The 21,348-nt window shown below is 63.8% G+C and carries 20 protein-coding genes; 6 read left to right on the plus strand and 14 right to left on the minus strand.

Going from position 1 to position 21,348, the window contains the following annotated elements; translation table 11 throughout:
* Positions 1–5 precede the first annotated feature (5 nt).
* Together lptG and lptF are read right to left on the minus strand one after the other, a co-directional pair.
* Positions 6–1,070 (minus strand): LPS export ABC transporter permease LptG, encoded by a 1,065-nt coding sequence (gene lptG / locus NPX02_RS01670; RefSeq protein WP_260291382.1) that lies wholly within the window; start codon positions 1,068–1,070, stop codon positions 6–8.
* Positions 1,067–2,176 carry an LPS export ABC transporter permease LptF gene (gene lptF, locus NPX02_RS01675; RefSeq protein WP_260291383.1) on the minus strand — a complete coding sequence of 370 codons (1,110 nt, stop codon included), beginning with the start codon at positions 2,174–2,176 and terminating at the stop codon, positions 1,067–1,069. The genes lptG and lptF overlap by 4 nt, the downstream gene beginning before the upstream one ends.
* A gap of 226 nt (positions 2,177–2,402) precedes the next feature.
* On the opposite strand from lptF, the gene NPX02_RS01680 reads away from it, so the two are divergent.
* The 3 genes from NPX02_RS01680 (at position 2,403) to NPX02_RS01690 (ending at position 4,895) form a co-directional block, all read left to right on the plus strand.
* Positions 2,403–3,902, plus strand: coding sequence for a leucyl aminopeptidase (locus NPX02_RS01680; protein ID WP_260291384.1), 1,500 nt, complete (start codon positions 2,403–2,405; stop codon positions 3,900–3,902).
* Complete coding sequence (locus NPX02_RS01685) at positions 3,899–4,324, plus strand: DNA polymerase III subunit chi (protein ID WP_260291385.1); 426 nt, start codon at positions 3,899–3,901, stop codon at positions 4,322–4,324. Before NPX02_RS01680 ends, NPX02_RS01685 begins: the two co-directional genes overlap by 4 nt.
* Positions 4,325–4,502: 178 nt before the next feature.
* Positions 4,503–4,895, plus strand: coding sequence for a hypothetical protein (locus NPX02_RS01690; RefSeq protein WP_260291386.1), 393 nt, complete (start codon positions 4,503–4,505; stop codon positions 4,893–4,895).
* Positions 4,896–5,063: 168 nt separating this feature from the next.
* On the opposite strand, the gene parC is transcribed toward NPX02_RS01690, so the two are convergent.
* Both parC and trhA read right to left on the minus strand, forming a co-directional pair.
* Positions 5,064–7,316: a DNA topoisomerase IV subunit A gene (gene parC / locus NPX02_RS01695; protein ID WP_260291387.1), complete on the minus strand. Its 2,253-nt coding sequence runs from the start codon at positions 7,314–7,316 to the stop codon at positions 5,064–5,066.
* A 443-nt stretch (positions 7,317–7,759) separates the two neighbouring features.
* Positions 7,760–8,437 (minus strand): PAQR family membrane homeostasis protein TrhA, encoded by a 678-nt coding sequence (trhA, locus tag NPX02_RS01700; RefSeq protein ID WP_260291388.1) that lies wholly within the window; start codon positions 8,435–8,437, stop codon positions 7,760–7,762.
* A gap of 261 nt (positions 8,438–8,698) precedes the next feature.
* Here trhA and NPX02_RS01705 point away from each other — a divergent pair, with 261 nt between their 5' ends.
* Positions 8,699–9,994 (plus strand): hypothetical protein, encoded by a 1,296-nt coding sequence (locus NPX02_RS01705; protein ID WP_260291389.1) that lies wholly within the window; start codon positions 8,699–8,701, stop codon positions 9,992–9,994.
* A gap of 18 nt (positions 9,995–10,012) precedes the next feature.
* Here NPX02_RS01705 and NPX02_RS01710 read toward each other — a convergent pair whose 3' ends face one another.
* Both NPX02_RS01710 and parE read right to left on the minus strand, forming a co-directional pair.
* Positions 10,013–10,522, minus strand: a complete 510-nt coding sequence (locus NPX02_RS01710) for a CNP1-like family protein (RefSeq protein ID WP_260291390.1) — start codon at positions 10,520–10,522, stop codon at positions 10,013–10,015.
* A 120-nt stretch (positions 10,523–10,642) separates the two neighbouring features.
* Positions 10,643–12,532, minus strand: coding sequence for a DNA topoisomerase IV subunit B (gene parE, locus NPX02_RS01715; RefSeq protein WP_260291391.1), 1,890 nt, complete (start codon positions 12,530–12,532; stop codon positions 10,643–10,645).
* Positions 12,533–12,706: 174 nt separating this feature from the next.
* Between parE and NPX02_RS01720 the strand changes: the two genes are divergently transcribed.
* Positions 12,707–12,961 carry an exodeoxyribonuclease VII small subunit gene (locus NPX02_RS01720; protein ID WP_260291392.1) on the plus strand — a complete coding sequence of 85 codons (255 nt, stop codon included), beginning with the start codon at positions 12,707–12,709 and terminating at the stop codon, positions 12,959–12,961.
* The gene (gene ispA, locus NPX02_RS01725) at positions 12,951–13,853 is read left to right on the plus strand and encodes a (2E,6E)-farnesyl diphosphate synthase (protein ID WP_260291393.1); all 903 of its coding nucleotides are present in this window, start codon (positions 12,951–12,953) and stop codon (positions 13,851–13,853) included. The genes NPX02_RS01720 and ispA overlap by 11 nt, the downstream gene beginning before the upstream one ends.
* A 197-nt stretch (positions 13,854–14,050) precedes the next feature.
* Here ispA and hybE read toward each other — a convergent pair whose 3' ends face one another.
* The 8 genes from hybE to NPX02_RS01765 all read right to left on the minus strand — a co-directional run bounded on the left by hybE (position 14,051) and on the right by NPX02_RS01765 (position 20,883).
* A complete protein-coding gene (gene hybE / locus NPX02_RS01730; protein ID WP_260291394.1) occupies positions 14,051–14,641 on the minus strand; it encodes a [NiFe]-hydrogenase assembly chaperone HybE in 591 nt (196 codons plus the stop codon).
* The gene (locus tag NPX02_RS01735; protein WP_260291395.1) at positions 14,638–14,856 is read right to left on the minus strand and encodes a rubredoxin; all 219 of its coding nucleotides are present in this window, start codon (positions 14,854–14,856) and stop codon (positions 14,638–14,640) included. The genes hybE and NPX02_RS01735 overlap by 4 nt, the downstream gene beginning before the upstream one ends.
* Complete coding sequence (locus tag NPX02_RS01740) at positions 14,853–15,713, minus strand: hydrogenase expression/formation protein (RefSeq protein WP_260291396.1); 861 nt, start codon at positions 15,711–15,713, stop codon at positions 14,853–14,855. Before NPX02_RS01740 ends, NPX02_RS01735 begins: the two co-directional genes overlap by 4 nt.
* A gap of 300 nt (positions 15,714–16,013) precedes the next feature.
* Entirely contained in the window at positions 16,014–16,439 is a 426-nt protein-coding gene (locus NPX02_RS01745) for a thioredoxin domain-containing protein (RefSeq protein WP_260291397.1), read from the minus strand.
* A 138-nt stretch (positions 16,440–16,577) separates the two neighbouring features.
* Entirely contained in the window at positions 16,578–17,312 is a 735-nt protein-coding gene (locus NPX02_RS01750; RefSeq protein WP_260291398.1) for a HyaD/HybD family hydrogenase maturation endopeptidase, read from the minus strand.
* Positions 17,309–17,992, minus strand: coding sequence for a Ni/Fe-hydrogenase, b-type cytochrome subunit (cybH, locus tag NPX02_RS01755; RefSeq protein WP_260291400.1), 684 nt, complete (start codon positions 17,990–17,992; stop codon positions 17,309–17,311). The genes NPX02_RS01750 and cybH overlap by 4 nt, the downstream gene beginning before the upstream one ends.
* A gap of 18 nt (positions 17,993–18,010) precedes the next feature.
* Positions 18,011–19,807, minus strand: coding sequence for a nickel-dependent hydrogenase large subunit (locus tag NPX02_RS01760; RefSeq protein WP_260291402.1), 1,797 nt, complete (start codon positions 19,805–19,807; stop codon positions 18,011–18,013).
* Entirely contained in the window at positions 19,804–20,883 is a 1,080-nt protein-coding gene (locus NPX02_RS01765; RefSeq protein WP_260291404.1) for a hydrogenase small subunit, read from the minus strand. The genes NPX02_RS01760 and NPX02_RS01765 overlap by 4 nt, the downstream gene beginning before the upstream one ends.
* Positions 20,884–21,348: the final 465 nt, after the last annotated feature.

Below are 21,348 nucleotides of genomic sequence, written 5' to 3' on the forward strand. Positions count from 1 at the left end.
CCGCGTCAGTGGACGCGACGCACAAACCAGAATCCGAGCGCCAGAAACAGCAACCCAGGGACTGCGGCCGCGAACAGCGGATTCAGCGAGTAGACCACCGCCATGTGGCCGAGTACCTTGTTCAGCAGAAAGAAGGCCAACCCCATCAGGGAGCCGGCAAAGATCCGCTGGCCGATGCCCACCGAGCGCAACACACCGAACACGAACGGCACCGCCAGGAATACCATCACCAGGGTGATCAGCGGCATGATCACCTTGCTCCAGAAGGCCACCTCGTAGGTGGTCGCCTCCTGGCCGTTCTCACGCATGAACGCGATGTATTGATAGAGCCCCCAGACCGGCAGCATGGTGGGGCGGACCACCACCACATTGAGGATATCGGGATTGAGCAGCGAGTCCCAGGTCGCCTCGTCCAGGGTGCGGCTCTCCACCCGGTCGGCCAGGAAACGGGTCTGGTTGATGCCACGCAACAACCAGTGCCCATCCTGGTACTGGGCAAAGTCGGCATGGGTGGAGACCAGCAACTCGCGTTGCCCGGAGAACTCGTAGATGTAGATATCCTTGAGTTGCGAGCCGGGCAGAATCTGGCGGATATTGACAAATGAGCTGCCGTCACGGGCCCAGAAGCCGTATTTCGATTTCATGGTGATCTGCTGACTCATCTTGCTGGCGCGCATCCGTTCGGCGTACTGCTCGGTATTGGGCGCGATCGCCTCGCCGATGACCATCACCACCAGCATGGCCAGCACCCCAGCCTTCAGCACCGAGACGATGATCCGCGCCAGGGAGACACCGGCGGCCCGCATCGCCACCAACTCGGAGTTGTTGGCCAGCCCACCCAGCCCCACCAGGCTGCCCAGCAACACCGCCATGGGGAACACCTCGTAGGCGCGGCGCGGCAAAATCAGCAGCACATAATAGAACACGTCCGCCGTGGTGTAGTCGCCCTTGCCGACACTGCCCAGCTCATCCATCAGGGTGACGAACCCGACCAGCACCACCAGGATCACCAGCGTTATAAGGATACTCAGCAGCACACTGGTGCCGATATACCTGTCCAGTACTCTCATGCCGCTCGACTCCACAGCCGCCGGCGCAACACGCGGAACATGCGCGGGGATTTGTACAACATCACCGCCCCGCCCAGCAGCAGCATGAATGGATGCACCCACCAGCGCCCCATCCAGGCGGGGGTGACGCCGGAAACCATCCAGTCACCGGATACCGCCTGCAAATTAAGGAACAGGAAATAACACAGCAGCGCCAGCAGCAGGCGTCCGTAGATCCCCTCCCGGGGCATTGACTTGCTGAGCGGCACGCTGAGAATGGTGAACACCAGCACCGCAACCGGGAACATGAAGCGGTACTCCAGCTCCGAACGTAGGTCCAACTCCTCCGCGTCGAACAGATCCCTGCTGGGGATCGCCTTGTTCGGCAGCTTGTCGCCGACCTGATCGCGCTGGTCGATGAGGATCGCATACTTGTCGAAATCGCCGACTGCGTAGTCGTTGTGACCCGGGGTCCCCTCATAGCGGTGACCGCGGGTCAGTACCAGATAGAGATTGCCCGTGTCCGGATCGGTGTGCTGGTAGCCTTCGGTGGCGGTGATCAACCCCAGCTTGCCGTGCTGTCGGTTCTGCACGAAGACATTGCGCATACGTCGCTTGTCCTCACTCATCTTCTCCACATAGAAGACCAATTCGCCCTGGCTGAACTCGTTGAAGCGGCCGGCCACCGCCATGCCCAGCTCTGTCGACTCCGCCTTCTGCTGCTGCATGATCTCCGCCTTGTTGGCATTCACCCAGGGGACCAGGCTCAGGGTGAACCAGGCCACCAGCAGGGCCACCGGCACGGCCACCAGGGCAAAGGCGCGGTAGATGCGCGCCAGACCAACACCGCCGGCCGCCAGGGCGGTCATTTCGCTGTCGCGATACATGCGACCGAGGGTGTAGAGAATGGCGAAAAAGAAGGTGGGCGGGGTGACCGGCCCCAGCACCTGCAACACCTCCAGGCCCAGCAGCCGGGTCATCACCTCATTGCTGATGGTGCCGGCGACCGCGTCCTGCAGGATGCGGATATAGCTTTGGCTCACCACGATCAGCATCAGCACGGTCATGATGGCGAGAAACGACCTGGTCACTTCCCGAAGAATGTAGCGATCGATAATCGGCAGCATAAAAAGCGTTCAGTTGAAAAAACCGCGGCGTGGCGCCGGATCGGTGGTAAACGGCCATAATTCTTGTAGACTACTACCACGACGCCACCGGCACCCTCACGGGATCGGCAGAAACCGCGATGGATAGTACCTCCTGGCCGGGCCGCGGGCAAACCGGCGGCAACCGCGCCCGTCATGCCACGGCAATGATAACGACAGACAAACATCAACCTTTCAGGGAACCGCTATGGAATACCATGTGAAATCAGGCAACCCATCCGCACAGCGCACCGCGTGCCTGGTGCTGGGTGTCTTTACCCGACGGCAACTGGCCGGACCGGCAAAACAGATCGACCAGGCCAGTAACGGCCATCTCAGCGCCATTTTGAAAAAGGGCGACATGGATGGCGAGACCGGTCAATCCCTGATGCTCTATGACATACCCAACATCCAGGCCGAGCGCATCCTGCTGATCGGGCTCGGTGCGGAGAAGGAGCTGACCCTGAAAGCGGCCATCACCGCCTGGGCCGGCGCGGTCAGGATGCTGAATGAGAGCAGCGTCATCGAGGCGACCAGCGGGCTGTGCAGCCTGGAGATCAAGGGGACAGACCTGGCGCAACGGCTGCGCGAATCGGTGATTGCCGCCGAGGACCAAGTCTACCGCTTCGACCAATGCAAAAGCGAGACGAAGCCGCCCAAACGCCCTCTGAAAAAACTCGGCCTGTTCATCGGCGAGGAGAAGAAGAGCCAGGCACTGCTGCGCGCCGTCGCCCAGGGCGAGGCGATCGCCGATGGCATCAGCCTGACCAAGAACCTGGCCAACCTGCCGGGCAATCTCTGCACCCCGAGCTATCTGGCGGATCAGGCCAGGCAGCTGGGCAAGCAGTCGACCAAGCTGAAGGTATCGGTACTGGAGGAGAAGCAGATGCAGGCCCTCGGCATGGGCTCGCTGCTCTCGGTCTCCCGCGGCAGCCGCGAACCGGCCAAGCTGATCGTCATGGAATACAAGGGCGGCAAACCGAAAGAGAAGCCGGTGGTGCTGATCGGCAAGGGTCTCACCTTCGACGCCGGCGGCATCTCCCTGAAGCCGTCGACCGCCATGGACGAGATGAAATATGACATGTGTGGCGGCGCCAGCGTAATGGGTGCCATGGCCGCCTGCGTCCGGCTGGAACTGCCGATCAATCTGGTGGTAATCGTCCCCTCCTCGGAAAACCTGCCGGATGGCGCCGCCAACAAACCGGGGGATATCGTCACCAGCATGTCGGGCCAGACCATCGAGATCCTCAATACCGATGCCGAGGGCCGGCTGATCCTGTGTGACGCCCTCACCTACGCCGAGCGTTTCAACCCGGCCGCCGTGGTGGATGTCGCCACCCTGACCGGCGCCTGCATCGTGGCCCTGGGTACCCAGGCCTCGGGTCTGATGAGCAACGATGAGCCGCTGGCCGCCGAACTGCTGGCGGCAGGCAACCGGGCGGCCGACCGCGCCTGGCAGCTGCCGCTGTGGGAGGAGTACCAGGAGCAGCTGAAGAGCAACTTCGCCGACATGGCCAATATCGGCGGCAAGGGCGCCGGCACCATCACCGCCGCCTGTTTCCTGTCGCGCTATGCGAAAAAATTCAAATGGGCACACCTGGACATCGCCGGCACCGCCTGGAAAAGCGGCGACCAGAAAGGGGCCACCGGGCGGCCGGTGTCGCTGCTCTCCCACTTCCTGCTGCAACGGGCAGGCCAGTTGAAATGACCCGGGTCGATTTCTATATTCTCGGCGACCAGGCCGCCGGCGACCGCTTCCAGCTCGCCTGCCGTCTGGTTGACAAGGCGTGGCAGCAGGGACACCGGGTCTACCTGCACACCAACTCGGATGCCGAGTCGCGCCACCTGGATAAACTGCTGTGGACCCAGCGCGAGGAGAGCTTCATCCCCCACGGTCTGATCAACGAGAGCGACGGCGCGCTCACGCCGGTACTGATCGGACACGGCGACCAGGCCGGCGACGAGCACGATGTGCTGATCAACCTGGCGGCCGCGGTACCCCCGTTCTTCAGCCGCTTCTCCCGGGTAGCCGAGCTGATCGACAAGGACCCGGCGGTGCGCGAGGCCGGACGTAACCGCTTCCGCACCTATCGCGACCGCGGCTACGCCCTCGACACCCACAACTTATGAAAAATTGTCAGGACGTAACTACTCACGGGGTGATGGGCCTGCCTTGCCGGCCTCACACGATGGCTTATCTCCTCGAAGGCAGGCCCATCGCTTGCAGACCGGGTGCGCAGTTACGTCAGGATAAACAATTTCCACGGCCGCAGGCCGCCCGTCAGGGTGCGGCACAGGGATGTGCCGCATGAAATTCAAATGGCCACTGACCAAGGCATCCCCGGAACCTCCCCCCGCGGAGACGACCCTGGCGGTCGATCACGAGGGCATTCCGATCCTGCATGAAGTGGTGGAACCGGACGCGCTGCAGCCGGCTGACAACACGAACCCGGATCAGGCCGACCTGCCGCTGTTCGATGCCCCTGCAGACGTATCCGCCGGCCCGAACGCGGTCGACCTGGACGCCGTGCGCCAGGAGCTGCGTAACGAGTTGCTGGAGGTGATCGAACAGACCGTCGCCGCCGTGGCCGAGCGGTTCCGGGAGGACCTGGAGCAGAGCCTGAGAGAAGAGCTGACGCGGGCACTGGACGAGCGGCTGCTTAAATCAATCTATCGCGAACACTGCAACGACCCCGAGTAGCCGCTGGCGATTGCCGACCCCTTATCAAAGATGTCGGGGCGAACGGAGCAAACCCCAACAGAAGACGGTTCCGTTCAACGCCACATGTTGGGGCTCGCAGGCTCACCCCAACCTACGGACTAAGCAGATGTAGGGTGGATAAGCCGGTAGGCGCATCCACCAATGTCACTACAACTCCACCTCGACCCGCTCCACCTTCTGGAAACCGCGCGGCAGCTTGTTGCCGCGGCGCCCCCGTTCGCCCTGGTAATGCTCCAGGTCGCTCAGCTTCAGGGTGATGAAGCGCTTGCCGGAGTGGGCGGTAAGGCGCCCCCCCTCGGGCACGCAGGCCACCGCCACCACGAACTCGATCCGATCCTCCACCCGCTTGGCGGGAATACCGATGATCTTGTTGCCCTTGCCGCGGCTCAGGGCCGGCAGTTCGGAGACCGGGAAGCAGAGCATCCGCCCCTCGTTGGTGACAGCCACCACCCGGTCATGTTCGCGGTCGCTCACCTGGACCGGATGCAGCACCCTGGCCCCCTTCGGCAGGGTCAGCAGCGCCTTGCCCGCCTTGTTCTTGGCGTACAGCTCCTTCAGTTGCACCAGGAAGCCGTAGCCGGCATCGGAGGCGACCAGGTACCACTGCTCGGGATCGCCGCCCAGCACCACGCTGAAGGTGGCGCCGCTGACCGGCGACAGGCGCCCGGTGAGGGGTTCGCCCTGGCTGCGCGCCGACGGCAAGGTGTGGGCCGGCACCGAGTAGCTGCGCCCGCTGGAATCGATAAACACCGCCGCCTGGTTGCTGCGCAGATGGGCCGCATCCAGGAAACCGTCCCCGGCCTTGTAATTCAGGCTGCCGGGGTCGATGTCATGTCCCTTGGCGGCCCGCGCCCAGCCCTTCTCCGAGAGGATCACGGTGACCGGCTCGCTCGGCGCCAGATCGGTCTCGGCCAGGGCCTCGGCGGCCTGGCGCTCGACGATGGGCGAGCGCCGCGCATCGCCGTACTTCTCCGCATCCTCCTGGATCTCCTTGCGGATCAGGGTGGTCATGCGCTGTTTGGAACCGAGGGTCTTCTCCAGCCACTCCTGCTCCTTCGCCAGCTCATCCTGCTCGCCGCGGATCTTCATCTCCTCCAGCCGCGCCAACTGGCGCAGCTTGGTATCCAGGATGTAGTCGGCCTGCGGCTCGGTCAGGTCGAAGCGCTGCATCAGCACCGGCCTGGGCTCGTCCTCGCTACGGATGATGCGGATCACCTCATCCAGGTTGAGAAAGGCGACCAGCAGGCCATCCAGCAGGTGCAGCCGGTCGCGCACCTTGCCCAGGCGATATTCCAGACGGCGGCGCACGGTCTCGTAGCGGAACTCCAGCCACTCCCGGAGCAGGCGCAGCAGGTTCTTCACCTGGGGCTTGCCGTCGAGGCCGATCACATTCATGTTGACCCGGTAGGTGCGTTCCAGATCGGTGCTGGCGAACAGGTGCGACATGAGCCGCTCCACGTCGACGCGGTTGGAGCGCGGCACGATCACCAGGCGGGTCGGGTTCTCGTGATCCGACTCGTCCCGCAGGTCCTCCACCATGGGCAGCTTCTTGGCCTGCATCTGCTGCGCGATCTGCTCCAGCACCTTGGCCCCGGAGACCTGGTGCGGCAGCGTCGTGATCACCACGTCGCCCTGCTCACGGATATAGCAGGCGCGCATGCGGATGCTGCCGCCGCCCGTTTCATAGATCTTCAGCAACTCCTCGCGCGGGGTGATGATCTCCGCCTCGGTGGGATAATCCGGTCCCTTGATATGTTCGCACAGCTCCTCCAGGGTGCTCTTGGGGCTCTCCAGCAGCCGGATACAGGCGCTCGCCACCTCGCGCAGATTGTGCGGCGGCACATCGGTGGCCATGCCCACGGCGATGCCGGTGGTGCCGTTGAGCAGCAGGTTGGGCAGGCGCGCCGGCAGCATGGCCGGCTCCTTCAGGGTGCCGTCGAAATTGGGCGCCCAGTCCACCGTGCCCTTGCCCAGCTCGGCGAGCAACACCTGGGCGTAGGGGGTGAGGCGCGCCTCGGTATAGCGCATGGCGGCGAACGACTTGGGATCGTCGGCGGAGCCCCAGTTGCCCTGCCCGTCCACCAGGGTGTAGCGGTAGGAGAAGGGCTGGGCCATCAGCACCATCGCCTCGTAACAGGCGGAATCGCCATGGGGGTGGAACTTGCCCAGCACGTCGCCCACGGTGCGGGCCGACTTCTTGTGCTTGGAACCGGCGGAAAGCCCCAGTTCCGACATGGCGTAGATGATACGCCGCTGCACCGGCTTCAGGCCGTCGCCGATAAAGGGCAGTGCCCGGTCGAGAATCACATACATGGAGTAGTCCAGGTACGCCTTCTCGGTAAACACCTTCAACGGCATCCGTTCGATGCCTTCGATACTCTGGTCGATTCCGCTGCTCATATCACCCTGTCAATTCGGTTACTGAAGATTGCACATGGAGGGAGGATCATACGAAAAGCGCCGCCGGATGTCACAGGGAGACTGCGCAATCCGCCGCCGGGCCGGGAGCAACCGTAGGGTGGGCACGTTGTGTGTGCCCACGCTGCCATCCCACGTGACCAAATTCGCGTGGGCACAAAAGGCGTGCCCACCCTACCTGACTGCCCGGGATGGTCGAACAACCTTCGGTACCCGCAACGCCTTCCCAACCCCAAACAGGAAAATCACCTTTGATCTCGCCAAGACGCAAAGCACGCCAAGGAATACCAACCCCCTATATTAACTTTGCGTGCTTGGCGCCCTTGGCGAGCATTGATTGTGCGGGGTCGGAGTCAAGCCGCGTATGTCAGGGAATCGGTTGATTCATTTCGGCCGGCTTGACTCCGACCCCTGCGATATCGAAATCAACGGGGGATCGTCAGCCAATAAGTGTCGGGTATGACATAAAACAGCACGGCGAAGAAGTGGAAGATACTGCCGGCCAGCACGAACAGGTGCCACACCGCGTGATGGTAGGCCAGCCGCTCCCAGGCGTAGAAGATCACCCCCAGGGAGTAGAACAGACCGCCGATCACCAGCAGGGTCAGCCCCTCGAGCCCGATGGCCTCCAGCATCGGCTTGATCGCCGCCAGTGCCAGCCAGCCGAGGCCAAGGTACAGCGCCAGGGAGACCCTCTGGTAGCGCTGTTCGGTAAACAGCTCGAAGATCATGCCGACGATGGCGATGCTCCAGACGGTGCCAAACAGCCACCAGCCCCAGCTCTCGCGCATGCTGACCAGGGCAAACGGGGTATAGGTGCCGGCAATGAGCAGAAAGATGGTGGCATGGTCGATCTGGCGCAGAATCCGCTTCGCCCGGGGATGGGGAATGCTGTGGTAGAGCGTCGAGGCGGTGTAGCAGAGGATCAGGGTGGCGCCATAAATACTGCTGCTGGTGATGTGCCAGGCGTTGCCGTAGCGCGTGGCGAAGGCCACCAGCACCGCCAGCCCGGCGATACTCAGGGCGGCGCCGATGCCGTGGGTTACCGCGTGGGCGATCTCCTCACCCAGGCTGTACTCCGATGTGAGCGATTCCGAAGCCATGGCAATCACCTCTATATCTATGGAGCGGAGTCAAAACCTGCCGGGAACGGCCGGTTGACTCCAGGGCGGCATTAAATCAAGTGTTCGTTTCAGGATGGTCCGGGCCACCGCGACTGTCAAGGTCGATGGAACCGGTACGCTGCCGGTTGCTGTTTGACGCCACGGGCTGAATAATAGTTTCATTCGAGGAGTGGTGCAGGGATGCACCGTTTACGGACCTGAGGATGGAATCAATCACGTTACCCGCAGGAGCCCTACGGCTTGAACAGATTCCATACATGGGCCGCCGAACGACTGGCCGGGCCCCTGCTGTTCCTGATGGTGCTGTTCTCGATCCTGCACGGCCTGTGGGCCGGATTCCCGGCTTATGCGGCCGGCGGGTTGGGTTGGTTGGCGGCACTGCTGCTGGCCACCACGATCAACACGGTGCAGCGTATCCAGGTGATCGCCATGCTGTTGGTGGGCGGTGGCGGGCTGCTCTGGGGCCTGCTTGCCGCTACGCCGGTACCGGTGGCCAAGGCGCTCAGCGCCAACCAGGCGATGCTGGCGATGCTCGCGTCGGTCAGCTTTCTGCGCCTGATCACCCAGCCGGCCGTCTGTGACGAGGCCCTGCCCCAGGGCGGGCGGCCACTCTGGCGTACCCTGTTCGGGGTCCATTTCCTCGGCGCCGTGATCAATATGTCGTCCATTGTGATCATCGGTGACCGGCTCTCCGCCAACCGGCCCCTGACGCCGCAGCAGGCGTGCGTGCTGTCACGCGGCTTTGCCATGGCGGCCTGCTGGTCGCCGTTCTTCGCCGCCATGGGTATCGCCCTCTCCAACGCCCCCGGCGCGCAGCTGACCACGCTCTCCACGGTGGGCTTTCCGGTGGCCATGCTGGGGCTGTTGCTGAGCGGCTGGGAACTGACCCGCAACGGCCGCGCCGACGGCTTCCACGGCTATCCGATGCAGTTCAGTGCCTTGTGGCTGCCGGGCCTGCTGGCGCTGCTGCTGATGCTGCTGCACCACGCCTGGCCGGCCATCCCGATCCTGACCCTGATCTCGGCGCTGTCGCTGACGGTCACGCTGTTGCTGCTGCTATTGCGGCATGGGCGTGCGGGGGTCAGAGCCTATCATCAGCACATCCGGGTCGGCCTGCCACGCATGTCGGGTGAGCTGCTGCTGTTTCTCGCCGCGGGGGTGCTGGCCACCGGCATCACCACGGCGATTCAGGCCAGTCAGCTGGAGGTGGATGTGCAGCGCTTCGCTGCCGCCGAGGCGGGCCTGTTGTTGCTGGCGATGGTAGCGGCCTCGGTGATCGGTATCCATCCGGTGATCAGCATCGCCACCGCCGGGGGCATCCTCTCCCCCCTGGGGGTCGATCCCAACCTGCTCGGCATCACCTTTCTGCTGAGCTGGGCGATCGGCGTCTGCACCACCCCCTTCTCCGGCCTGCATCTGACCATCCAGGGGCGCTATCACATCAACGCCTTGAGCCTGCTGCGCATGAACGCGGGCTTCGCACTGGTGATGCTGGGAGTTTCCACACTTGCACTCCACCTCTACGCTGGCCGCTGACGCGCGGTCGTCACCGGCTCAGCGGAATCCCGATTCGAGCGCCTGCGGCCGGCCGTACTTCAGCTCGGAGATGATCTTGTCCGCGCTCAGGTCGAGGATGCGGATATTGCAGAAATAGAACTCCTGCAGATCCTTGCGGTAGCGGGTGTAATCGTTGTCGAGGATGGATTTCCACTCGATCTTGCGCGGCCTGACGAACTTGTTCTTGCCGTTGCCGAAGGCATAGGTCTTGAACTCCCGGGTGGTGCAGCGCATGCCCTCGAAGGCGACATTTTTGGCTCCGGTGCGGGACTTGATCACCACTGTGTAACGCACGATCCCGTCCGCCTCGGTGTAACTGAGGGACTTGGCGTCGATGAAATACTGGAACGCGGCATTGGGCCGGGTAACCTGGAATTCCAGCAGGTCGTCATCCGCCGGGAAGTCGGGGAGCTCCGTGTTCAGCTCCTGCCACTCGTACTCCTCCACGTTGGGGTTGACCGAGTCATGGGGATCATAGAAATTGCTGTCGCCCTTACGGGCAGTCATGGGACTATTGCTGTCCGCAGCCTGCGCCAGCGTTAGCGCTCCCCAAAACACTACTGCAATCAATACCGCAAACCTGTTCATTGCCATAACTCCACCCTGTTCACGCCACCCGGCCCAGACTCACACCTCGGCCAGATCGCCCTTCTCCTGTAACCACGCCTTGCGGTCCGAAGCCCGCTTCTTCGCCAATAACATATCCAGCATGCCATTGGTGTCATCCCCGGCATCAATGGTGAGCTGCACCAGGCGCCGGGTATCCGGATCGATCGTGGTCTCGCGCAGCTGCAGCGGGTTCATCTCACCCAGCCCCTTGAAGCGTTGGACACTCACCTTGCCGGTCAGTTTCTCAGCAGCGATGCGGTCCAGCACCCCCTGACGCTCGGAGTCGTCCAGGGCGTAAAAGATATGCTTGCCCACGTCGATGCGGTAGAGCGGCGGCATCGCCACATAGACATGCCCCTCCTGCACCAGCTTGCGGAAATGACGCAGGAACAGGGCGCACAGCAGGGTGGCGATATGGGCGCCGTCCGAGTCGGCATCGGCCAGGATACAGACCTTGCCGAAGCGCAGCTTGCCGAGGTCATCCGAACCCGGCTCCACGCCGATCGCCACCGAGATATCATGCACCTCCTGGGAGGCCAGCACCTCGGCCGAGTCCACCTCCCAGGTGTTGAGGATCTTGCCGCGCAGCGGCATGATCGCCTGGAACTCCCGGTCCCGCGCCTGCTTGGCGGAACCGCCGGCGGAGTCGCCCTCCACCAGGAACAGCTCGCTGCGGGTGGTATCGACGGTGCTGCAGTCGGCCAGTTTGCCCGGCAGCGCCGGTCCCTGGGTCACCTTTTTGCGCAGCACCTTGCGTCCCGCCCGCAGCCGCGACTGGGCGGCATTGATCGCCATGTCGGCAATGCGCTCACCGGCATCGGTATGCTGGTTCAGCCACAGGCTGAAGGCGTCTTTCACCACCCCGGAGACAAAGGCCGCGCACTCGCGGGAGGAGAGGCGCTCCTTGGTCTGGCCGGAGAACTGGGGATCGGACAGTTTCACCGAGAGGATATAGCAGCAGCGGTTCCACACATCCTCCGGCGCCAGCTTGACTCCGCGCGGCAGCAGGTTGCGGAATTCACAGAACTCGCGCACCGCGTCGGTGAGGCCGGAACGCAGACCGTTGACGTGGGTGCCGCCCAGGGCGGTGGGAATCAGGTTGACATAGCTCTCGGTCACCGCCTCACCGCCCTCCGGCAGCCACACCACCGCCCAGTCGGCGGCCTCGGTATTGCCCGACATGGAACCGACGAACGGCGGTTCCGGCAACAGTTCCAGGCCCTGCAGGGCGTCCAGCAGATAGTCCTGCAGGCCGTCCTCGTAGTACCACTCATAGTGGTCGCCACTGTGCTCATCCAGGAACAGTACCTTGAGACCGGGACAGAGCACCGCCTTGGCGCGCAGCACATGCAGCAGCTGACGCACCGAGAACTTGCCCGAATCGAAATACTTGGCGTCCGGCCAGAAACGCAGCCGGGTGCCGGTGTTGTTCTTGCCGACCCGGCCCACCTCTTCCAGATCGGACGCCTTGTGGCCGTCGGCAAAGGCCATGTTGTACTCGGCCCCGCCGCGCTTGACCCAGATCTCCAGATGCCTGGAGAGGGCATTCACCACCGACACGCCGACGCCGTGCAGACCGCCGGAGAACTGGTAGTTCTTGTTGGAGAACTTGCCGCCGGCATGCAGTTTGGTGAGGATCACCTCGACCCCGGGCAGCCCCTGCTGCGGGTGGATATCCACCGGCATGCCCCGGCCGTCGTCCTGTACCTGCAGCGAGCCATCCTTGAACAGGGTCACCTCGATGGTGGTGGCGTGACCGGCGACCGCCTCGTCCACGCTGTTGTCGATCACCTCCTGGGCGAGATGATTGGGGCGCGTGGTGTCGGTGTACATGCCGGGGCGCTTGCGCACCGGCTCCAGGCCGCTCAGCACCTCAATGGCGGAAGCGTCGTAAGAACTGCTGCTCATGGATAAAAAAACCTGCCTGATTGACTCACGATGGGCCCAGAGTTTACACGCCCCCACGGTGCTATGCGAGGGGCTGGGCGAGAGGCTGGGGGGGCGCCCGGAAGCGGGTGCCGATTGACCGCCACCCCTCCTCTGGTTAAGGTTTACCTATTTACAGCCACAACGAGCCGCACCGTGCCGAAAAAAGAATCCGCAAAAACTGAACCCAACGCACCTTCGTTCGAACAGGCCCTGAGCGAACTGGAGTCCCTGGTGGAGACCATGGAACAGGGCGACCTCTCCCTGGAGGAGTCCCTCAAGTCCTTTGAGCGGGGCGTCGCCCTCACCCGCACCTGCCAGCAGGCCCTGAAGGAGGCGGAACAGAAGATCCAGATTCTCACCGACCAGCGCATCGACGCCGAGCCGGAACCCTTTGACCGTGACGACTGAATCCGCCCTCAAGCAGTACCTGGAACAGTGCCAGCAGCGGGTGGATGCCGCCCTGGAACAGCAACTGCCCGCCGACAGCATCCAGCCGCAGCGGCTGCACCAGGCGATGCGCTACGCCACCCTGAACGGCGGCAAACGGATCCGCCCCATGCTGGTCTATGCGGCCGGTGCCGCGCTCGGGGTGGCGTCGGAAGCGCTGGATGGCGCGGCCTGCGCGGTGGAACTGATCCACGCCTACTCGCTGATCCACGATGACCTGCCGGCCATGGATGACGACGACCTGCGGCGCGGCCGCCCCACCTGTCACAAGGCGTTCGACGAGGCCACCACGATCCTCGCCGGCGACGCCCTGCAGACCCTCGCCTTCAAGGTATTGTGCCGGGAGGAGAGCGCCCCCTTCAGCGCGGATATTCGGTTGGCCATGCTGGAGGCCCTGGCCAACGCCAGCGGCTCACGCGGCATGGCCGGCGGCCAGGCCCTGGACCTGGCGGCGGTTGGCCGGCAGATCGACCTGGCCCAGTTGGAGAATATGCATATCCACAAGACCGGTGCGCTGATCCACGCCAGCGTGCGCCTGGGCTGCCTGGCCGCGCCCGCCGCCGATCCGCAACAGGTCCATCGGCTGGAGCACTACGCCAACTGCATCGGCCTCGCCTTCCAGGTGCAGGACGATATTCTCGATGTCGAAGGGGACACCGAAACCCTCGGCAAGACCCAGGGCAAGGACCAGGCCAACGGCAAGCCCACCTACCCCTCGCTAATCGGCCTCAAGGGGGCCAAGGAGCTGGCGCAGAGCCTGCGCCAGGACGCCCTGGACAGTCTCGCGGCCCTGGACCGGCAAGCCGATCCGCTGCGCTGGCTGGCCGATTACATCGTCAACCGCGACGTCTGAGCCGACACCAGAAAGCTCTATATTCCAGGTGTAGGGGCGCTCAGAGGGGGTCGCTCAGTCCCGTAGGTTGGGGTGAGGAACGAACCCCAACATCATGGCACACACATAAACCCCGTTGGGGTTCGCAGGCTCAACCCAACCTACACACTGCCCTTCATTCGCACCGCATCGACTGCCGGGCAACCACGGGGTGGCCCCTACGACAGCCCGGTGAGCAGCTCGCGCCGGGTCAGCGGGGTTTCCAGACGCTCGGACAGGGTCGGTCCCTCGTCGGACGGGGTGGTCTCTGCCATCGCCTCCGTCACCGGCGCATCCCCGCCCCACGCCTCGGCGATCTCCCGGCTGTGGGTCGAGACCCCGGAACGGTTCTCCTCCCGCATCATACCGCGCATGATCTCCCCGGCCGTCGCCACCGCCAGTTCCTGGGAGTCGAACGGCTGCATGGGTGAGAACAGGGAACAGGCCTGGTAGCGACCCTGATTGTGAGCAAGCGCCGGCTCCTCGGCGACGATGAATTCGTACAGGCCGGAGGGGAAGGCGTGACTGATCTTCTCCCCCGGTCGCCGTTCGGCGAGGCGGCCGTCCTCCCCTTCACCCAGCAGGATCAGGTTCATGAACCAGGGGGTGATCAGCACCCCCAACTGGTAGCCGTTCCAGGGCCTGAAGCCGACCGCCTGGACCCGCAGGGCCGGGTTGAGGATCGGCACCCCGACCATGCGGGACTTTTCGATGTGGCGGAACAGCCCTTCCAGGCGGAGCACCTCGACCGGCCGCTCGGCCCGGCTCATGGCATCACCATGAAATCGTCCTTGCGGCCGTCGCAGTTGGGGCAACTCCAGTCGTCGGGCAGCCTGGAGAAGGGCGTCCCCGGAGGGATCTGCCAGTAGCTATCGCCCTCGGCCGGGTCGTAGAGATACCAGCAGATCTTGCACTCCAGCCGCGATGTATCACTCAGCTTGGCCGCACAGCCGCCGTAGGAGCCGGCAAAAAAGGCCGCACTCACCGGTAGATCTCCAGGATCTCGTCCAGCCGCTGGGCGCTGTCGGCGATATCCTCCGGCGCGGCACAGGCCACCGCGGGCACGTCGGTCACCTCCAGGGTGTTGAGGATATTGGCATCCTGGGAGTTGAAATACTGCACCCACCAGACATAGCGCGTGGCGGTACTGGTGATGCGGCAATTGCCGTAGCCGCGGGAGAGTATGGTGACCGAACCGGCACCCAACAGCTGGTCGAGGAAGGCCAGGTCCTGCTCGGTCTGGGGCAGCAGGGTCAGGTTGATCACATGGGGTTGGCTGCCGGGGCGGCAGGCCAGGGACTTCTCATCCAGTTCGGCGACCAGGGGCGGCGCGTTCTGCACCCCCTCCGGCAGCGGCGCATCCGGCAGGACCAGCTGCTCGGCGGCCGTGGCAAAGGTGGCCTGGCGCACCAGCCCCGGGATATCCGCCACCTCCAGGGTGTCGCGCAGCAGATTCCCGTCCTGGTCCAGGTAGCGGACCCGCCACAGCCCGGCCAACACCGACTCCTGGATACGGATCTGTGCCTGGCCGCTAATCACAATGCTCACCTCCCCCTCGCCCAGAATCTGGTCAACCAGGGTCAGGTTGTCCGTATCCAGGTCACCCAACTCGAACAGCGCCGGCGGATCGGCCACCCGATAATCCCGCAAGGCGCTCTGCACGTCATCCAGCACTTCTCTGGCCGCCAGCAGGTCCGCCACCGCCTCCGGTTCCGGTATCTCCGGCATGGCGAAGGTGGCCATGCCCTCCGGCATCGCCTGGTAGTCGAGCTCGGCCCCGTCAGTTTCCGGGGGTTGAGTCCCCACGCCGACTGTTACCGTCGGCAGTTCGTAATAACCCATGATTTATCTCCTCAATTTGCAACCAAAGATGGGTTACGGCGCGCCCGGCCAACGCGGACGACCGCCAACAACGGTGGCGCGCCCCCACCCATCCTACGCGCTAGTGCTCCGTAAGCATTGGTGGATGCGCCTACCGGCTTATCCACCCTACGGCACTCCAGTTCCGCACCCGCATCCCCAGGTGTCGGAGTCAAACCAGCCCCGGTTAGGTGAATTGATCGCACGGCGGATGGCTGGTTTGACTCCGACACCTTTGCTCGCACCTCTACTCTCAAGCCAACGACGGCAGGCCCCATCCACCTACGCCCGACCTGCCACGGCGGCGACAACCGGGATACCGACACCGCGCAGATGCAACGGCTCGGCGCCCAGCAGGCGTTCGATCTCGGTCAGGTATTCGCCCCAGTTCTGCACCCGGGTAATCGCCCCCAAAAAATGCTCCCCGCGCAGAAAGACCAGTGCCGGCCAACTGCTGAAGGGAAAGCGTTTTTGCAGTGGCAACTCCGCCTCCCGCGCCACCACCGCCACCCGGAAGCGGCCGGCGAATCTGGCCGCCAGTTCGGGCAGGATCACCGCCACGTCATTGCTCTCCGGATACTGTTTCGGATCACCGGTGAAAAACAGCACCGTATGCTCCTGTTGCGCCAGGAATGGCACCAGCGTGGCTTCATCCAGCTCCGGGTAAGCCTGCTGCTGGATCATCTGTCTGATCAGTGTTGATGGCATCGCTCTACTCCTCTCTCTCAATCCACAGGTGTCGCACATCCCCAGGTGTCGGAGTCAAACCGGGCACATTGGGTGAACAGGTTGTACCGCAGGAGACCGGTTTGACTCCGACACCTTTGCCCGGCTCGCCCGACACCTTTACTCCCCTCTGCCGCCTTGCCGGTACGGATCCAGGTGTTGGTCCAGTCCGACCCGCAGCGGCACCCCGTCCAGGTCGGCCGGTCGATAGGCCACCTGGTAGGCGCCGGAGCGGAGCACCCGCTCGTCACCCAGCCGGCACGCCTGCTCCGGTCCCGGTCGCTCCGACTCGTAACGGGCCATGTCGCCGATGGCGGCGCTGTAGGCGTCCGCCACGGGCGGCTGTGCCCGGCGGCGGACCGCCACCCCCTGGCGCCGCAGATAGGCGACCGCCTGCCGCAGGGCCGGTTCGATCTGCGCCTTCACCACTGGCCGCAGGCTGCCGCCGAAATCCTCGATCTCTTCCGGCTGCACGCCGATCAGCAGCAGCTGACGCGGGTAGTCGCCCAACATCTCGGCCAGCGCCAGCACCTCCTGAAAGCCGGTCTGGTGCAGGCTCACCTTCTTCACCCCCAGGTATTTCGGCACCGCCTCGCCCTCGATCAGCTTCAGGGTGCCCGGCGGCAGGCCATAGTCGATGGCGTCGAACACCACCAGTAGCTCGGCCTCGCGCACCTCCTGCACCAGGTAGACCCCCTGGGTGCCGCCATCCAGCACCCGCACATTCTCAGGGGTGTGGTAGCGCTGTTGAAACGCCTCCACCGCCCGCACCCCGAACCCCTCGTCGGCCCACAGCAGGTTGCCGATACCCAGCACCAGGACCCGCGGCGGCCGGTTGCTTGCCGTCGTGTTCATGGCCGGTCATCCTTGAAGGTGCGCCAGCCGCTGATCATGGTGCTGATCAGGCTCTGGCGCGAGACGATATCCTCGCGGATTGCCACGTAGACATGCAGCATCACGAATACCACGATCACCCACATGCCCCAGTGGTGCCACAGGCGCACGTCCTGGCTCTGACCCAGCAGCGGGATCAGCCAGCCGAACAGGCTGTCCTGCCAGCTGCCCAGCCCGGTCTGCTCGGCATACAGGGCGAAACCGGTGAGCAGCATGATGAAGCCGCCGACAGTGATGATCGCCACCATGAACAGATGGGCCAGCGGGTTGTGGCCGACATACTTCTTCGGCTCCTTCTCCAGAAAGGCGTACCAGCGCACCTCGTGCAGCAGCTCCTTCCAGAACCGCGGCCGGTGCAACGGCAGGGTGAACAGTTGCCGCGAATACGCATTGCCGACCAGCGCCCAGTAGATCCGCCCCAGGAAACCGACCGCAAAGATGTAGGCGGCAGCAAAGTGGGCGAAGCGGATATAGCCCATCAGGAAATGGTCACTGGCCTCCCCCGACATACTCGGCAGGGGACTCGCCACCAAGTAACCGGTGATGGCCAGCAGGGTGATAGAGAGGGCATTGACCCAGTGCCAGACCCTGACCGGGGCCTCGTACACATAGACTGCGCCCGAGTTGATTTCTGTCTGCATAACCGTGCCTCCTGGGCATTAACGGACCTTGACCTCGGCCAGCTCCTGGCCGTCCTCGCTCATCACGTGGGTGGAGCAGGCGAGGCAGGGATCGAAGCTGTGCAGGGTGCGCAGGATCTCCACCGGCTCCTCCGGTCGCTCCACCTTGGTGTTCATCAGCGAGGCCTCGAAGGCGCCGATGTTGCCCTGCTGATCCCGTGGTGAACCGTTCCAGGTGGTGGGAACCACGCACTGGTAGTTGGCGATGCGGGTATCCTCGATGCGCAGCCAGTGACCCAGCGCCCCGCGCGGCGCCTCGGAGAAACCGACCCCCTTGGCCTGGGCCGGCCAGGTCTCCGGGTCCCAGCGCTCGACGTTGGCCGTGGCGCTGTCGCCGGCCTTGATATTGGCCATCATCTTGTCCATGAAGTAGCGCATCTTGTCGGCCGCCCACTGCGCCTCGAGGCCGCGCGCCGCGGTGCGCCCCAGAGTGGAGAACAGCGCCGTCAGCGGCAGGTCCAGGGTCTTCAAGGTGAAGTTGATCTGCTCGGTGATCTCCTTGTCGCCCTTGGCGTAGCCGACGACGTAGCGGGCCAGCGGCCCCACCTCCATGGCGTGTCCGCGCCAGCGCGGCGCCTTGATCCAGGAGTACTTGGCCGCCTCGTCGATCTGGCGGATATCGGTCTTGCTGCCCTTGGTGTTGGCGCCGAGCTGGAAGTCAGCCTCGGTGATCCCGTCCCAGGGGTGCAGGCCCTTGGCCCCGTCCGGGTACTTGTACCAGGAGTGGGGCACGAACTCCTGGATCTCCTCGGGATTGCGCAGGTCCACCTCGTGCACCTCTTTCAGGTTGCCGTTGATGATGGCGCCGCGAGGCATCATCAGATTGTCCGCCGAGTAGTCGTTGGCGCGATCCGGAATGTCGCCGTAGGCCAGCACATTCATGCTGGCGAGCCCGCCGCCGTAGGTCCAGCCCTTGTAGAAACCGGCGATCGCCAGCAGGTCCGGCACGTAGACGTTATTAATGAACTCCCGCACCTGATCGATGATCGAGGAGATCTGGTTCATGTTGACCATGTTCAGCCCCCCGACCGAGCCGATGCCATCCATGTTGATGGCGCAGGGCACGCCGCCCACCAGCCAGTTGGGGTGGGGGTCCTTGCCGCCGAAGATGGTGCGGATCTTGACGATCTCCTTCTGGAAATCGAGTGCCTCCAGGTAGTGGGTCACCGCCATCAGGTCCACCTCCGGCGGCAGCAGGTAGGCCGGGTTGGTCCAGTAGCCGTTCTTGAACGGTCCCAACTGGCCGGACTCGACAAACTTCTTCAGGCGGTTCTGGATATCGCGGAAATAGCCTGGCGAGGAGAGCGCATGGCGGGGTGATATCTTCTGCTGCAGCTCCGAGGTCGCCTTGGGGTCCGCCTTCAGGGCATTGACCGGGTTGACCCAGTCCAGGGCGTGCAGGTGGTAGAAGTGCACCAGGTGGTCGTGGGCCTGCAGGGCCAGCTGCATGATGTTACGAATGGAGTTGGCGTTCTCCGGAATCTGGATGTTCAGCGCATCCTCCACCGCCCGCACCGAGGTGAGGGCGTGGGTGCCGGTGCAGACGCCGCAGATGCGCTGGGTGAAGGCCCAGGCGTCGCGCGGGTCGCGCCCCTTGAGAATCACCTCCAGCCCGCGCCACATGGTGCCGGTGGAGACGGCGTTGCGGATCACGTTGTTCTCATCCACATTCACTTCGCAGCGCATGTGGCCCTCGATCCGGGTGACCGGGTCCACCACCACGCGCTTGCCGGAGTCGTCCAGGGAAAAACCGTTGGGTGTCTGTTTGATGCTCATTGATCCTGCTCCCCTTTGTGCTGAGCCTGTTTGATGGCGGTGACCGCCAGGTGGGCCGCGGCGGCGGCGCCCACGGTGCCGGCGGCAGCGAAGCCCACCTTGTCGGCGTTGGCCTCGATACCGAACTGATGAGTGTCGGTCACCCGGTCATAGAAGCTGCCCTTGTCCCAGAAGCCGTCCTCGGAACAGCCGATGCAGCCGTGCCCGGCCTGGATCGGGAACGACAGGCCGCCGTTCCAGCGCACCGTGGAGCAGGCGTTGTAGGTGGTGGGCCCCTTGCAGCCCATCTTGTAGAGGCAGTAGCCCTTGCGTGCCGCCTCGTCATCCCAATGCTCGACGAACTGGCCGGCATCGAAATGGGAGCGCCGGTAGCACTTGTCGTGGATGCGCTGGCTGTAGAACATCAGCGGGCGCCCCTGCCGGTCCAGCTCGGGGAAGCGCTCGAAGGTGAGGATGTAAGTGATCACCGCGGTCATCACCTCGGCGATGGGCGGACAGCCCGGCACCTTGATGATCGGCTTGTCCGCCAGCCCCGGCACCTTGTGCACCGGGGTGGCGCGGGTCGGGTTGGGGCGCGCCGCCTGTACGCAGCCCCAGGAGGCGCAGGAGCCCCAGGAGATGATCGCCTTGCAGTGCTCCGCCGCCTTGCGCAGCTGCTCGACGAACGGCTTGCCGCCGATGATGCAGTACATGCCGTCCTCGTCCAGCGGCGGGTTGCCCTCCACCGCCAGGATGTAGTTGCCGTCGTACTTCTCGATGATCTCCTCGATGATCGCCTCCGCCTCGTGGCCGGCGGCGGCCATGATGGTGTCGTCGTAGTCCAGCGAGATCATCGACAGCACCACGTCCTTGGCCAGCGGATGGGCCGAGCGGATGAACGACTCGGAACAGCAGGTGCACTCCAGGCCGTGCAGCCAGAGCACCGGAATGCGCGGCTTGGTCTCCATCGCCTCGGCGATGGTCGGCGCGAAGGCCGGCCCCAGTCCCAGCGCCGAGGCGGTCAGACTGCAATATTTCAAAAAACTGCGGCGGGTAATCCCCTGCCGCCGCATCACTTCGTAAAAGGTCTCTCTCATTTCCCGACTCCTCCAGTGCATGGGTGGGTGGCGCGGCGTTTTTCAGAGTTTGTGCCGCAGCCTGGGGAGCCGGGATTGCAACGGTTATGCCAAACCGATTTTTCTGATATTTATCAGTTTCTTGTCGGGAGATGGGTATTTTCTTCAATGGCAACAAGTGGTTAGTAGGGTCCCGCAATCGGTCGCCAAGTTGAAAACCACTATTCCACCAAATTACCAAGGTAATAGGTCGGAAATCGGTGCCGTCGGCAACTATTCCGCGGCGCAACCATCCAAAGGGTTATCCAGACCGCCTTAACACTCACAGCAAATACACCTATCTTATTGATAATATTTGCTTTTATAAGTAAAGGCCGGAACATTAACCGACACTGATGTTGCACAGAACCATGCCAGCGATCATAATCCCGGGTTCCCTGGCGGCTATCGGTGCCGGCGCGGGGGCAAAACCCGGCAAACCGCCGG

Origin of the sequence: Sedimenticola hydrogenitrophicus, assembly GCF_025175675.1 — a bacterium.
Lineage (GTDB): Bacteria > Pseudomonadota > Gammaproteobacteria > Chromatiales > Chromatiaceae > Sedimenticola > Sedimenticola hydrogenitrophicus.

Excerpts from the sequence above, each read along its gene's own strand:
- NPX02_RS01710 (WP_260291390.1), bottom strand. The coding sequence starts at position 10,522 with ATGACTGCCCGTAAGGGCGACAGCAATTTCTATGATCCCCATGACTCG.
- parC (WP_260291387.1), bottom strand. The coding sequence starts at position 7,316 with ATGAGCAGCGGAATCGACCAGAGTATCGAAGGCATCGAACGGATGCCG.
- NPX02_RS01680 (WP_260291384.1), top strand. The coding sequence starts at position 2,403 with ATGGAATACCATGTGAAATCAGGCAACCCATCCGCACAGCGCACCGCG.
- NPX02_RS01765 (WP_260291404.1), bottom strand. The coding sequence starts at position 20,883 with ATGAGAGAGACCTTTTACGAAGTGATGCGGCGGCAGGGGATTACCCGC.
- lptF (WP_260291383.1), bottom strand. The coding sequence starts at position 2,176 with ATGCTGCCGATTATCGATCGCTACATTCTTCGGGAAGTGACCAGGTCG.
- cybH (WP_260291400.1), bottom strand. The coding sequence starts at position 17,992 with ATGCAGACAGAAATCAACTCGGGCGCAGTCTATGTGTACGAGGCCCCG.
- NPX02_RS01745 (WP_260291397.1), bottom strand. The coding sequence starts at position 16,439 with ATGCCATCAACACTGATCAGACAGATGATCCAGCAGCAGGCTTACCCG.
- NPX02_RS01740 (WP_260291396.1), bottom strand. The coding sequence starts at position 15,713 with ATGGGTTATTACGAACTGCCGACGGTAACAGTCGGCGTGGGGACTCAA.
- NPX02_RS01685 (WP_260291385.1), top strand. The coding sequence starts at position 3,899 with ATGACCCGGGTCGATTTCTATATTCTCGGCGACCAGGCCGCCGGCGAC.
- trhA (WP_260291388.1), bottom strand. The coding sequence starts at position 8,437 with ATGGCTTCGGAATCGCTCACATCGGAGTACAGCCTGGGTGAGGAGATC.
- hybE (WP_260291394.1), bottom strand. The coding sequence starts at position 14,641 with ATGAGCCGGGCCGAGCGGCCGGTCGAGGTGCTCCGCCTGGAAGGGCTG.
- NPX02_RS01750 (WP_260291398.1), bottom strand. The coding sequence starts at position 17,312 with ATGAACACGACGGCAAGCAACCGGCCGCCGCGGGTCCTGGTGCTGGGT.
- NPX02_RS01760 (WP_260291402.1), bottom strand. The coding sequence starts at position 19,807 with ATGAGCATCAAACAGACACCCAACGGTTTTTCCCTGGACGACTCCGGC.
- lptG (WP_260291382.1), bottom strand. The coding sequence starts at position 1,070 with ATGAGAGTACTGGACAGGTATATCGGCACCAGTGTGCTGCTGAGTATC.
- NPX02_RS01690 (WP_260291386.1), top strand. The coding sequence starts at position 4,503 with ATGAAATTCAAATGGCCACTGACCAAGGCATCCCCGGAACCTCCCCCC.
- parE (WP_260291391.1), bottom strand. The coding sequence starts at position 12,532 with ATGAGCAGCAGTTCTTACGACGCTTCCGCCATTGAGGTGCTGAGCGGC.